The organism is Aquimarina algiphila (genome assembly GCF_947494415.1).
Taxonomy (GTDB): Bacteria; Bacteroidota; Bacteroidia; order Flavobacteriales; family Flavobacteriaceae; genus Aquimarina; species Aquimarina algiphila.
This window is the reverse complement of sequence record NZ_CANLVC010000004.1, coordinates 412,769-427,576: the sequence shown is the minus strand read 5'-3', so window position 1 is coordinate 427,576 and position 14,808 is coordinate 412,769. Positions and strand designations below refer to the sequence as shown.

Below are 14,808 nucleotides of genomic sequence, written 5' to 3'. Positions count from 1 at the left end.
AGATGAAGTGGGCAAACGTTCGGTTATTCGCATCAAACTTTTGGCACAATGCGACTACGCCAAAAACTTTTTATCTCTTATATTCAATTTTTATACTGCTAACAGCTTTTGCAGCTGTTAGCGGTATTCAAAATCATATCACTCAAAATGATATTCGACAAGATCACCAAATTAAAGCCCGACAAAGCTGGGAAGCCAACCCTGATAAACATCCTCACCGAATGGCTCATTTTGGTACTTTTGCATTTCGAGTAAACCCATCTTTGGGTATTTTTGATTACGGATTAGAAAGTTTTACAGGAAGTACTGTGTTTCTGGAAGCTCACAGGCAAAACAGTGTTAACTTTTCTGAAGCAACATTTTCTACGGGTACGTTGCGATTTGGAGAATTGAGTTTAGCTCTACTATTACAATTAGTGCTGCCATTGATCCTATTTTTCATAGGATTTTCAAGTATTGCTGCCGACAAACAAAATGGAACCTTAAAAATAGTACTATCTCAAGGAGGAAACTGGAAAGAAATTCTGTTTGGAAAATCAATTGGACTTTTCGGAATTTCAACTCTATTTTTTATTCCCGCTATATTAGTGGTAATTATTACGCTTTTGGTATTAGAAAATCAAATGACAAATAGCCTTCAGTGGTTTCGAGTTTCACTAATAGGCTTGGGGTATTTAGCATTCCTGTTTGTCATTTCTACCTTTACCATCGTAGTATCTGCTAGTAGTAGTAGCCCAAAAGATGCTTTATTACGGTTATTAGGCATTTGGTTATTACTGGTCGTGCTTTTGCCTAAATCTGCTCAAGCTATGGGAAATTACTGGTTTCCAACACCTACAAAATTAGCTTTTCAATCGGCAATAGAGAAAGAAGAAATCCAAAAAGGGGACAGCCATAATCCTAATGACCCTCACTACAACAAGCTACGGGATTCGGTATTAGCCGTACATAATGTAAGTAAGGTTACCGATTTACCTTTTAATTATTCTGGTTTTGTGATGCGGGAAGGTGAAAAAATCACTTCTACTTTATACAAAAAACATCATGCAAATTTGGTAAACACGTATACTAATCAAAATAACATAACTAGATTTTCATCTTTTATCAATCCATTTACAGCTATCAAACAATTATCAATGACGATAGCAGGAACAGATTTTTCGTCTTATATAGATTTCCAAAATCAGGCAGATGACTATCGTTATCAGTTATCTCAAACGATGAATGAACTTCAAATGGAATATATCAGTCCAAAGAAAGAAAGTGGTTCTGAAGGAAAAACTCATGTAGTGGATCATGAGCATTGGGAAGAATTCTCAGATTTCCACCATAAGCCTATAGAATTTGGTGCTTCATTTAAAGAAGCCATTCCGGCAATAATTTCGATACTATTATGGACAATAATTGCTTTCGCGTTGTTGCTATTCACCTCAAAAAGAGCTAAAGCGATATGATAAAATACAGGTTATTTTTGCAACAATGCATTCGGTCAAAAGAAGTCTGGATTAGTTTATTGCTAATTACATTATTGGGTATCTTATCTATAATCATTGGGAGCAAACACCTCTCACGACAACAAGAAGCAATTACTGAAGTAAAAATGTATCAAGAGCAACATTTTGATCGACAAGTGTCTCTTCATAATGAGGATTTAGGATTGTTACTATATTATTTGAAGTTTGCCCATATCAATACTTTAAATCCATTGGCAGGAATATCTATTGGTCAAGGAGATATCAATCCTACAGTTAAACGAATTACAATCAAAACCTTTGAAGCGCAAAAGTTTGATACCGATTTGGTCAATCCTATGAATTTACAATCTGGCAATCTTGATCTTTCTTTTGTAATTATCTATTTATTCCCTCTATTGGTTATTGTTTTAACCTTTAATGTTATTTCTGAAGAGACAGAAACCGGTACCTGGCGCCTGGTGTCGATTCAAACGAAATCCAAACTAGGATTTATTGTTTCCAAACTTTTGATCAGATTAGGGTTATTATTTGTGGCATTGATATTCCTTTTTTGCCTTGCAAAATTTATACTCAATATACCTATAAATAGCGGTTTTCTTTCTATACTGGGATTATCTATGCTATATATCATATTTTGGTTTACACTCACTTTTTTTGTTATTGTTTTTAAGAAGTCTTCTGGTTTTAATGCACTGTTACTGCTATCGATTTGGCTGGTTTTAATTGTTCTATTACCTGCTGGAATCAATGCTTATATATCCTCGAAATATCCCGTACCAGAAGCTTTAAGTACGGCAATAGCGCAACGAGATGGATATCATACCAAATGGGATACTGATAAGCTGGCTACAATTGAAAAGTTTTATCAGCATTATCCACAATTTAAAAAATACGGATATCCTACAGATGGATTTAATTGGTTATGGTATTATGCAATGCAACAAATGGGAGATGATGACTCAAAAACTCAGCGAGATGCATTAAGTGAGAAGATCAAATTGCGGGAACGTACCAGTAAGCAAATTGCTTCAATAGTCCCCAATATGTACATTCAGCTTGCTTTTAATTTATCAGCAGGCACCAGTATGAGTCAACATATAGAATACCTTAATGAAACCGAAGCATTCCATGAGAAGTTAAGGCTTTTTTTCTATCCAAAAGTATTTGAAGAACAGCATGCGGATACTATTGATTGGAATCAATTTACTCCTGAATATTATAACACAAAAGCTAATTTAAAACCCGTACAGGATATGTTACCCTTATTATTAGCATCAGTGTTTATGATGTTAATTTCAATACCAATGGTACGGCGTTTATAATGAAAAAACTTTTAAAAACTTAAGGAATTATAGCAACATTCATAATGGTTTCATCTTTATTGATGGGTGGAGTACCTATCATATAAAGTATCATACCGTTTTGCGATGCTTTAATATCCTCTAATTTGTTACCAAAAAAATCCGTAATGTAACCAACCGGCTCTCTCTTTTCAATTAAATTACCAGCCTTTTTTTTAGTATAGAAGAGTCTGGTTGAGTTACTTTTATCGTAAATCAATTATTATGGGTCTTGTTTTCGTTAAATCGGATTGTTTGTTTGAGTTAATCATTTTTAAGTTCATAAACAATGAGAACATTTCATTTACAATTCGATCAATTTCAGTTTTGGTAGGAATACCCAATCGTCCACATTCGATATCCACAGATGGAATCTTGCGATGGAAGGCTTCTTATGAACAATATAAACTAGGTTTTTTTAGTCGTTCCTCAGAAACATTAAAAATAATCGAATAATCAAATCCCATTGCCAATACCATTTCACATCCTTTTTGTGAAACTTTAGGAAGTGCACCACCAACATGCATATCTACAAAAGGTAATTTTGATAAAAAAGGTTGTCTTTGTAATCAAGCAACCTTTTTTACTATCTATTATTCTTTAAAAAAGTCGATTTTATTTAAAAATTAAACTTTCCGTTGTTGTTTTTTCTTTCCGCTTCTGGTAATATGGTTTCAACAATATCCCAATGTTCAACAATTTTTCCATCTTCTACACGAAAAAGATCATAATATGAAGTTGGAATACCTCCAAGTTTACCTTCACTGACGGAAAGTACAAAATTACCTTCTCCCAATACTTTATGAATAGTCGAATACTCCATAGCAATTCCTTCTTTCGCCATTCCCTCTAATGCTTGACCTAGTCCTGATAATCCATCAGCGATAACAGAATTATGTTGTATATAATTCTCTGCACCTTCATTAATAAAGTTCCCTATTTTATCCATTTCGCCTTTCATTAAAATCGCTGAAATAAAATCTTTCACCAAAGCTTTATTGGTTTCTGTTTTATTTAAACTTTCAGGTTTTGTGGGACCATCAGTTTGTGTATGTCCACTTGGATTTGCAGGAGTTACTGCAGTCAAATTATCCCAATGCTCTACAATCAGACCTTCTTCAAATCTAAATATATCGAAACCGATTTTTGGTCCAAAAAAGTCATAAATCGTATGGATAAATACATATTCTTCATCTTGGTATGCTCGTACCACATTAGCTTTAAAACCTCCTTCAGGAGCATTCTTCATTATGGCTCCAAAACCTGATAAACCATCACCCACAGCCAAATTATGTTGGATATATTTATTTGGATTGATGTACCCTATTGCTGTTTGGTCACCTGTATTAAAGCTGTTTAATAATGCTACTGCTTTTTCTTTATTAGATAATTCCATCTTTTCTTCTTGTTTTATTGGTTTTACTTCTTTTTTTGCATTGCAAGCCACCGTAGCAAGCATAAGCAACACTATGATTGAGTATTTCATACTTTTTAAGTTTTGATTATAGCACAAAATTAGCGTGAGAATATGAAGTATCGTGGGTTAATGTTGATGTAAAATAGGTTAATATCGAACCTACATTTCTAATCATGCAGTTTTTTAAACATATTTGGGGTTAATCCCGTATGTTTCTTGAAGTATTTGACAAAGTTACTGGATTCTTCAAATCCCATAGAAAAAGCCAATTGAGTACTTTTTATAGATGAATTTATCAGGCTCCTTTTTGCTTTTAGGATAATAAATTCATCTATAAACTTTTTGGCAGTAATATTTATAATCTCTTTGCTAACGGTATTCAAATGTTTGTAAGAAATGTGCAATTCGGAAGCGTAGAAATCGGCATTTCTACTTTTATAAAAATTATTTTCTAAGAGTGATTTGAATTTTAAAAAAGTGTTGAGTTTACCAGAGTCTTTAAGATAGAATGTCTGATATTGCTGTAGTTGTTCTAATTTTGAGAAGAGAATGTTATATAAATAATTGATAATATTCTTTTTATTGTACTGACTATCATCCTCATCATAAAACTCCTTATATAATAATTGAATATAATTGTTTACACTTGAGCTTGCAGGAATTTTAATTTTTGGAGAAAATAAATGCGAAGTAAATAATCTAATTACAGCATCACTTGGAAGGTGATTTAATCTCTCATTAAAATACTCTTCGGTAAAAAGTATGATAAAACCTTTCACATTTTTCTTGAAATTGAATGCGTTAACTTGTCCTTTAACCAAATAGACAATAGTATTCTCTTGTACTTCATGCCAAGTAAAATCTACCAAATGCTGCGTTGTTCCACTAGTATAAAAAGCTAACATATAAAATTCTAGCTGGTGTGCTTTTTCTGGATTATGATCCAAATTATCCTTTCTTTCAATTAAGTCTTCAAATAAAAATATCTCTATCCCTTTTATTTCTGGATATTGAGTCTTAAATGAAATATTTGGGATTTCTTTGGACATATACTGATGGTTTGGATGGTAAACATATATGCTATACCTGCACTGTAATAATATCTTTGGTTAAACATTAAATTTATTAAACTATACGTTTCAGATCACCTCCTGATTTTTATTTTTTTCATGCTTCATCATTATAGTATCATTAATATCATTTCCACATAACATTTTTTCTTCTTCAGGAAGAATTTGCATGTTATCCCATAAACCTGTTTGCAATGTATGCGCATATTCTTTTGGCAGACCTCTGGATAACATTAGTTCATTAGCCGTTTGATTATCATACTCTAAGGTATGATATCGGAAAGAAAAACCATTAAGGTCATCCATAACCGCATACCAAACCCTTGTTTTTCCTTCATTTGCCGGCATGCCAATTACCCCAGGATTTAACCAAAGTAATTCTTTATGAATATCATAAAATGGCAATCCACAATGCCCGGCCACTATAATATCACTTTTAACCGCATCAAAAGATTGTTGTTTTATTTCCCAAGGAGATGATCTGAATATAAATTCTGAAATATGATCATAGCTCCCATGAACTAAAGTTACCTTTTTACCTGAAAAAACGAACGAGATATGGTTTGGTAATCCTTTCATCCAATCAATAGAATCTTTTGACAATTCTTTTTGAGCAAAAGGATACCACTCTTTAGAGAAGTTATCACACCTGGAACCTACACTAAAATCACAGCCACAATCCAGCGCTCCTGATCGTAATTGTTCTTCTACATTACCAATAATAGATTGTGCTCCCCAACTTATAAAACGATCTACTGTCTCTTCTGGTTGTGCACAATATCCAACTATATCACCGGTACAGAAACAATTTTTGGGAGAGATTCCTTCCTTTTCTGCTATAGCAATCAAACTTTCTAAAGCTTGTAAATTGCTATATACTCCTCCAAACAGTAATACCTTACCTCTTATTTCTCCCAGATTTATCGTTTTTTTATCCATGTTGGTATAAAATATAAAATGAAACAAACTATCAATCCCCAAATATTTACCCATAATAAATCTGCATATTTCCCAGTAGTAAATATGAATTGCTGTGGAAATATATCAAAAACTAATAGTACTCCAAATACTAATCCGCTACCCACAGATAAGAAAAAACTGATTTTAGGGACTTCTTTTTTCCAGCACAAAAATATAGGTGTTAATCCAATCACCATCGTACCACTAATTGTAGTAGCTGATAAAATTTCTGCATTAAGAAATACTGGTATTGTCCCTACAATAGCAACAATGACCATCATCCAACGTCCAAAAGATACTTCCTTTCCTAATTTTAAATCAATAGCTATAAGTTTTGCCGACGATGAAAAAGTAGAATCTAATGTAGAAGCAGCAGATGTAATCATAATAAAATTTACTACCAGGAGTATGAACACTCCAAAAGTCTTACTTACTGCTACGGCAGCTTGTCCTTCAATTCCTTGTTGTTTTGCAAAAACACCTACAACACTAAACAAAATAATACATAATCCACCCAGCACAGTAGCCCATAAAAAACTCTTTAGTGTTGTTTTTGGAGCACTTATAAATCCTCTATCGGTCAATACAGGATCATGAAACGGATAACTAAATGATTGTATGATTGCTGCAAGTAATAAATTTCCCCCTAAAGCCATTGTCCATTCTCCGGATAATGCAACATCCTTAATAGAGAAATCTTTTACTTCGAATATATTCCATAATATAATACATAACAGTATAGAAAATAACCCCATCTGTATCACATCTGTAAAAATACTACTACTCAAACCTCCTTTTAATGCATAAGCAAGTGTTAATACTGTAAAAACAATGATCGCTAAGTAATAAGATGAGCTTCCTACAGTTCCAAAATAGGATCCTATCACCATTGTATTGGACCACACCTCATTAAACAACCGAAAACCAATTAATACAGAAAAAAGCAATACAGACCCTTGCCCGAAGCGTGATCCTAAAAAGTGATGTATACTTTTAAACCCTCCTTTGGTTCGTAATTGATATATAATGACTCCAGCAATTGCAAATGAGAGATAATACCCTGCGTATGCTACTCCACCAACAATTCCAAAACTCAACCCCAAATTGGCGGCATTCGTAATACTTTTGGCAAAGATCCAGGAAATAACCAGACTTCCTGTTAACATCCATAATGTAGGTCGCTGCTTTTCGTTCTTACTAGCCTGATAAAACTGTTCCCTTGTTTTTGCTAATGGAGACCACCAGAAAAACAAAAGACTAGAAAGTACAATTAAACTCCATTGCCAAATTTCGATTTCTTTCATCAAACAATCCTTATTTTACTATTGATCCCACCATGCCGGAAAATTGATACTATTGTTATCGGTTCTCTCTGCTGCTCTATTATAATTAGTAGTGTTAAGCGTAGCTTCTTCTGCCGGATATGGCATTCTTATAGGAATTACTCCATTATTTAAACTAGCAGAAACGTTTCTAAGAACAGGAAAACCCGTTCTGCGATACTCTATCCATCCCTCATAACCATTAATTGTATTGGCTATCCATTTCTGGGTAATAATTTGTTCTAATGCACTGGTACTATTATATGCTGCTGTGGTTGCTAAATAATTTGATGGTAATTCGGTATTCCAATACTCAAAAGCTTGTACTACTCCTTCTTCATATAATGTCTGTGCATTTTCTGTAATAATTCCTTTTAATGCAGCTTCAGCTAATAAAAAACTAGTTTCCCAGGCTGTCATATAATTGGCATTAAGATCACCTGTGTTTTCTCTAAATACAGTTCCCGCAAGTGAGTAATCAGATAAAGAAATTGTTGTCTGAGAAGCATCAATACCGTTAACCAATCCATTATATGCTATACCGGTTGCATTACCAAATGACCTGAATAATACATTTACACGGGGATCATTTAATCCAGTCAGGACATCTTCTATAGTCTCTGACATCACAAAATTATTAAAATCTCCAGCTCTCAATCTGGCCATTCTAAAATTATTCGGCTCTCCATCGGTAAATTCAAAAATGGCATTTTCTGTATTGGTTTTTATATAATTCCCTTCAGTTACAATATCCTGCAGCGTTGTCGCTATATTTTCTTGTGAAGATATTCGTATCAATGCTTTAATTCTTAAAGAATTGGCAAACTTAATCCAATTATCTAAATTTCCGTTATATAGAATATCACCTTCCAAAGTAATTACTCCAGAATACATATTGATTGCCTCTATACCTTTTTCCAGATTATCCAAAATTCCTCCTTCAGCCAGATAAATATCTTCTTGCGTATCATAAATTGGTCTTACCACTCCGACATCTCCTGTAAAAGCCTCACTGTAAGGTACATCTCCAAAAAGATCTGTTAACGCCATTGTCATGTATGCTTTAAAAATTAAAGCAGGTCCTTCATATACAGCAAAAGTCTCTGATGTTCTCGATTTTCTTATAATGAGTTCATTATCCCGAAGGTTTTTATAAAAAATCGACCAGGGATTCCCTCCCAATTGTGGAGAATTGAGTGCATGACGATCAAATAAATTAAAATCCAATGCTGTTAAATGCTGTCCTAGTAAATTACCTGCAACAAAACCTTCATAAGACATCTGTTCTCCATAATCATAGATTACTTGTCTGAGCAATAAGCTAGGTTGTACATCAACAGGCGCATTAGGATTCGTATTTATATCTTCAAAATCTGAAGTACAGCCAATAAAAAATATGCTGCTCAAAATAATATATATGTATTTTTTCATTCTTTTATTTTTAACAATTCACTATTGTCGTACGATTAGAAATTAACACCTAATTTGAGTCCAAAACTTCTTGATGTAGCATATGATAAATCTTCTACACCGCTAACTAGTCCTTGCCCTTGTACTGCTAACTGTTCTGGATCAAAATGAGGAATATCACTAATCGCAAATAGGTTTTTGCCAACCAGTGAAACCTTAAAATCCGCACTTCCTTTTAAGAAGTTTATCTTATTTTCATCAAGACTAAATGAATATCCGATCTCAAACTGGCGCATTTTTAAATAGGAGGCATCATATACATTATTCTCTTCATGATTACGGTCATAAAACTGGCGATAAAAGCTCTCTGGTGTTACTGCGGTTGTATTTGGCACATATACAGGGTTCTCTGCTGTTCCTGTGTTTACAACTCCTTGAGCAATAATTCCTTCTTCGGGTCTAAAAGCAGTTTCTTCTAATTGGCCTCCAACAGCAGCTAGTGATAAAGTTCTGGAAACAAGCTCTCCTCCTTGACGCCAATCTAATACAAAATCAACATCCCAATTTTTATATGAAAAATGATTCGTCAACCCTACTACAAAATCAGGGTTATAATTCCCAAGTTTTTTTAGCGTGGGATCTGCGATAAAACGCCCTTCAGAAGTCAATACAAAATCCCCATTTTCATTACGAAGATATCCGGTACCATAAAAATCCCCTATACGCCCTCCTTCTTCTACCTGAAACCATACCGTCTGATCAGGGTTATCATATACTCTGGAGTATGCCAAAGTAATTCTGCCATCTTGCTGCGGTAAAGATTCTATTGTCGATACATTTTTGTTAAAATTGACAGTTGTGTTCCATTGAAAATTTTCACTCTTAATGGGTATCGCATCTAATACAATTTCTAAGCCTTTAGATCGCACTTCTCCTCCATTAACTACTTGTTGACTAAATCCCGAAGAAATCGGAATAGGCAAAGAAAGAATTTGATCTTTGGTTAAGGAATTATAGTACGTAACATCTAAGTTCAACCGATCTTTAAAAAAACGAAGATCTGTTCCAAATTCAAAAGAAGTAGTTTTCTCTGGTTTTAGATCTGGGTTTGGAATAAAATCCTGGTTACTAAACGTAGGTTGAGAATTAACAGCTGTCTGGGATACAAATGCTCCAGAAGTTTGATATGGATTGGTATCATTACCTACCTGAGCAGCACTAAACCTTAGTTTGGCAAACGAAATCATTTTTGGTAGTTTAACCACATTACTCAAAATAAAACTTGTAGAAACTGAAGGGTAAAAAAATGAAGTATTATCTGCAGAAAATGGTGTTGCCAGAGCGCTGGACCAATCATTTCTTCCTGTAATATCCAAATACAAATAATCTTTATATCCTATTTTTAACAACCCATACAAGCTATTGATACGTTTCTCGGATTCGAAACCAAAACTTTCGATAGGTGATGCCGCGTTATTAAAACTAAAAATCCCTGGTTGTGCCAATTGTGTAGTCTGCGTCTGGGTTGTTTTGGCTTTTTGATCTAAACGATTTCCTCCTACAGATACATCAATATCAAAGTCTTTTATTTTTTTAGTGTAATTGACCAGGAAATCTGTGTTGATTTCTCTATAAAAAACATCATGTTCTGCATAGGCTCCATTTCTAAAACGATTGGTGCTAAAATTTCTTAGAAACTGTCTATCTTCTTTGGAATAGTCCATTCCTGTACGAATGGTTATATTAAAATTTTTAGTCAATTGCTGTCTTACAGCGATATTCCCAAAAACACGATCCCTATTGAAGCTGTTACGATTTTCAGATAAAATAAAATAAGGATTATCAAAGAAGGTATAATTAAAAGAGTATTGTTGTACTCCTTCTAAGCCTGGTTGCCAATATTGTTGTAAATTATCTATATTTAAAGACCTTGGACCCCATGCTACCAATGAATAATTCACGTTTTCTGACCCATACCCATTAGATGGCCTATTATCACTACTTGTGTTTACATAATTAATACTAGTCGTTACTTTTGTTTTATCAGTTGGTGAAAAACCTAAGCGAGCTGCAACCGTTTTTCTATCTAAATTAACTCCCGGAATAATAGATTCACTTCTTAAATCTGTAAAAGACAATCGATAATTTCCTTTATCAAAACCCGAAGAAATCGATACATTATTTATCGTTGTTACTCCTGTCTCATAAAAATCCTTCAAATTATCTGGATTAGACACAAAAGGCGTTGCTGTAATTGGTATCCCACTATATAATGAAGTATCACCCCCGCGAACTATAGTACCATCTGCCAAAGTAACCGGGCTATCAAATTGTGGAATCAACGTTCCCTGATTTAATCTTGGTCCCCAACTATAAGTGATGTTATCATTAATTCCACCCCCTAATCCATCAACAAATTCGAATTGCCCCGAATTACCTTGCCCATATTCATTCTGAAATTGAGGTAATTGAAAAGCAGTATCTATAAATATACTAGAGTTAATACTAATTCCTAGGCCCTTACTTTTAGAACCATCTTTAGTATTAATAATAATAACTCCATTAGAGGCTCTGGTACCATATAACGCTGCAGCACTTGGCCCCTTGAGTACCGATACTGAAGCAATATCATCTGGATTTACTTCCATCGCTCCATTACCAAAATCAACTTCTTGAAAACCAGCTGCCACTTCATTAGTGAAATTAAAGACTGTATTATTATTAATAGGTGTACCATCAACAATAAATAAGGGGTTATTATTGGTAAACGATTGCTCTCCCCTAATTATAATTTTAGAAGAAGAACCTACTCCTGTTGCTCCTCCAGGAGTAATGGTAACTCCTGCTATTTTACCTGCCAAATTATCCAAAAAATTAACTGATTTTACCTCAGCAATAGCAGAAGGTCCAATACTCTGTATCGCATAGCCTAATTCCTTTGCTTCTCTTTCCCTGTTAAGAGCTGTTATAACTACTTCTTCCAAACCTGTAGAACCTTCTTCTAGAGTCAAATTAATCGTAGATTGATTTCCAACAAAAACTTCTTTAGTTTTAAATCCTAAAGATGAAAATATAAGGATAGCATTCTGGTCATTAATCTCGATAGTATAGTTACCATCAATATCAGAAGTTGTTCCCTGATTAGTATTTTTAATTACAATATTCACAAATGGTAAAGATGTACCATCGATAGAAGAGGTCACTGTACCTGTAACTGAATTTTGGGCATAACTACATGATATCAAACATAGTGTAAGCCCTAATAAAAAGTGTTTCATCAAGCTTAATAATAATATAAATAGTGAAAAATTTAATTTAGGATTTACTAAATCAAACTTGGTGAACCTTTATTAAAATGTAACGTAGTTACGACTTTGGAAATAAAGACATCCTGAAATCGAATTTCCTGAAAAGAAGTTTTAAAAATTGTCAGCAGAATATTCTTAAATATTGATGACAAATTTCTTATATCTCTTAAAAATTGTTTTAAATCCTTTAGATTATCAATGTCCTTAAGGTATTTTAAGAAGTGAACCGTTAATCCAAGCTTTAAAATCTTATTGATAAATGTTTTAGCTAGTGTATTCGTTTGCCAAGGTAATTCTAGAAATTGTAGCTTATTAAAAGATTTTCTATGAAGCCCCATTAAATAGACCCCTCCATCCATAGATGGACCAATAACAGCATCATTATGGGATAGTTTTTTACTAGCCTCAATAATATGAGAAACTTTTAAATTAGGACTATCATTACCGAGTGTAATGATTTTTTCATATCCTTTATTAAAAAGATCTTCAATTGCATTTGCAAAACGTTCTGCAAAATTATTACCCAACTGATCTTTTTCTGAATAAAGAAAGAAAGGTAAATTGGTTTTACGAACTTTCTTAAGTGTTTGAGAATTAAAATAATTAAATAAACCTTTCCCTTTAGGAATGCATTTATGTTTTAATTCTTCTTCTGAAGAATTAGCAAATATGAGAACCGCTATTTGCTCATGTTGGGCTATCAATTCATTATAAAAATTAGATGAGTAAACTATTTAGTCGTATTAAAAAAAGTGCATTACAAAAAATAATCTTTTTGTAATTTATTTTTTATTAAAAACTCAATATCAACACATTAAAATCCAAATTAGTTAAAAAATTTAATACGATAATAAAACATCCCTTTCTCAAACTTGTGTTATTTGATGTAATTCGCTTACTATAAGATTAATAATTGATTATCTCAATACTTCCCGGGGTTTTTTAACATATTTCTTTCTTACAAAAGAATTCTAAAAACCCCATCTCGGTCCCCTAAATTAGATTAAGTTCTAATGACAAAGTAATTCTTAATCACATTCTTGTAATTATAGACTGATATCAACGACTACTTTTTATAAAGCATTGAATTTTAAATTTTAAAGCTTGCGGGAATAAGATTATTTTAAACCTCTTTTTAAAAAAAAAAGAATAAATAATATACGGGAAACCGTAAAAATATAAAACCTTCTTACTATATTGTGCCTGTAGGAATATAAAAAACATTAGTTCTGTAAGAATTTACACACGTACTTAACGATAAATCATTCAAAAGCACTGAAGTGCTTTTGAATGATTTGTTATTATAAAAATACCATTATAATGGTTGGTTTTATTAGATCAATCGTTATTCAGACCCTGCTTTTGTTGGCTCGCCAAAGTTTTACAATTGCGGGGTTGTTATTTTTATAATAGTCAGTTTTTCTATTCAATTTCGAGAGTTCTGTAAAGCTATTATTAATCCCTAGCAATTTATTACGGATTTCCATAACATTTGTGTATTTAACACAATTTTGATGCAAATCAGCAGGAGTTAACAATTAGGGAGAGAATGAATTTGCATGACCTTATACTTTCTCTATGTATGTGATCATGATTATTTTTAACTAAAAAATGAATTTCTATACTATTTTATTCGATCAAACTCTTGCAGGGAATGCAACGTATAATAATCTACGTCTATTTGAGATATGAATATTTGGTAAAAAAAGATTCCGGATCAAGTCCGGAATACCACAAGAAAGTACTTTTATCTAATTACAATACACCTTGATGTCTAGAAGAAAGGAAAGAAGGTATAATGTATTTGATTTATTTCTAAATTTCAATTTATAACAATCCTAAATCTTTAGTCATTGCAACCAGGTGAATCGCGTTTTTAGCTTTAAAATTGAATTTTAATTTATTAAGTCTTTTTTCTATAGAACTAATACTGCTTGGAGAAATATGATTCTTTTTAAAATAATCTCCTATTTCATCCTGGGTCAGCCCATCAGATAAATGTTTAAGTAATAAAATATCATAGTCCATAAGTTCGAAAACATTGTTTTTACTCATAGAACTTTCTAACTGTGGAGATAAGTATGCATTCCCATTATATACCTCGGTAACCGATTGCACCAATTCATTTAATCCATACCTCCCTTTACATACATATCCATTAATCGCCTGATCAGCAAAAAACGATTTGATCTTACCAGGTCTGTCTTCCATAGAATATATGATAACCCGTATATCGGGTTGTATAGCACGTACGGCCTCTACAAGCTCAATACCTGATTTTAATTTACGTTCTCTATGACTCTCTTTAAAAGAAAGGTCAGTGATCAACAAATCAAAAGGTTTGCCGTCACTTATAGCTCTTCTCACCTTTAGGTGTGCATCATCACAATATTGTGCCTGATCTATTTCATTAATGCCAGTTCTTTCATGAAGAATCTGTGCTATACCGTGATTAATACTACCAAGGTCTTCTGTTACTAAAACTTTCTTGAACATAAGTGTTATT

Annotated in this window: 10 protein-coding genes; 2 read left to right on the top strand and 8 right to left on the bottom strand. The window is 33.0% G+C overall.

The window, feature by feature from the left end:
- The first annotated feature begins 2 nt into the window (after window positions 1-2).
- Together PQF96_RS08625 and PQF96_RS08620 are read left to right on the top strand one after the other, a co-directional pair.
- Window positions 3-1,454: an ABC transporter permease gene (locus PQF96_RS08625; RefSeq protein ID WP_271765754.1), complete on the top strand. Its 1,452-nt coding sequence runs from the start codon at window positions 3-5 to the stop codon at window positions 1,452-1,454.
- The gene (locus PQF96_RS08620) at window positions 1,451-2,797 is read left to right on the top strand and encodes a DUF3526 domain-containing protein (protein WP_271765753.1); all 1,347 of its coding nucleotides are present in this window, start codon (window positions 1,451-1,453) and stop codon (window positions 2,795-2,797) included. The genes PQF96_RS08625 and PQF96_RS08620 overlap by 4 nt, the downstream gene beginning before the upstream one ends.
- Window positions 2,798-3,434: 637 nt before the next feature.
- Here the strand turns inward: PQF96_RS08620 and PQF96_RS08615 are convergent.
- From PQF96_RS08615 to PQF96_RS08580, 8 genes are all read right to left on the bottom strand, one after another.
- Window positions 3,435-4,301: a nuclear transport factor 2 family protein gene (locus PQF96_RS08615; protein ID WP_244299615.1), complete on the bottom strand. Its 867-nt coding sequence runs from the start codon at window positions 4,299-4,301 to the stop codon at window positions 3,435-3,437.
- A 98-nt stretch (window positions 4,302-4,399) separates the two neighbouring features.
- A complete protein-coding gene (locus PQF96_RS08610; protein ID WP_271765752.1) occupies window positions 4,400-5,281 on the bottom strand; it encodes a helix-turn-helix domain-containing protein in 882 nt (293 codons plus the stop codon).
- Between the two features lie 90 nt (window positions 5,282-5,371).
- Window positions 5,372-6,241 (bottom strand): metallophosphoesterase family protein, encoded by an 870-nt coding sequence (locus tag PQF96_RS08605; protein WP_271765751.1) that lies wholly within the window; start codon window positions 6,239-6,241, stop codon window positions 5,372-5,374.
- Window positions 6,223-7,566, bottom strand: a complete 1,344-nt coding sequence (locus PQF96_RS08600) for an SLC5/6 family protein (RefSeq protein WP_271765750.1) — start codon at window positions 7,564-7,566, stop codon at window positions 6,223-6,225. The genes PQF96_RS08605 and PQF96_RS08600 overlap by 19 nt, the downstream gene beginning before the upstream one ends.
- An 18-nt stretch (window positions 7,567-7,584) precedes the next feature.
- Entirely contained in the window at window positions 7,585-9,015 is a 1,431-nt protein-coding gene (locus PQF96_RS08595) for a SusD/RagB family nutrient-binding outer membrane lipoprotein (RefSeq protein ID WP_271765749.1), read from the bottom strand.
- 35 nt (window positions 9,016-9,050) lie between these two features.
- The gene (locus PQF96_RS08590; protein WP_271765748.1) at window positions 9,051-12,272 is read right to left on the bottom strand and encodes a SusC/RagA family TonB-linked outer membrane protein; all 3,222 of its coding nucleotides are present in this window, start codon (window positions 12,270-12,272) and stop codon (window positions 9,051-9,053) included.
- A 47-nt stretch (window positions 12,273-12,319) separates the two neighbouring features.
- Window positions 12,320-13,006 (bottom strand): TIGR04282 family arsenosugar biosynthesis glycosyltransferase, encoded by a 687-nt coding sequence (locus PQF96_RS08585; RefSeq protein WP_271765747.1) that lies wholly within the window; start codon window positions 13,004-13,006, stop codon window positions 12,320-12,322.
- A 1,123-nt stretch (window positions 13,007-14,129) separates the two neighbouring features.
- Window positions 14,130-14,798 carry a response regulator gene (locus tag PQF96_RS08580; RefSeq protein ID WP_109434271.1) on the bottom strand — a complete coding sequence of 223 codons (669 nt, stop codon included), beginning with the start codon at window positions 14,796-14,798 and terminating at the stop codon, window positions 14,130-14,132.
- Window positions 14,799-14,808: the final 10 nt, after the last annotated feature.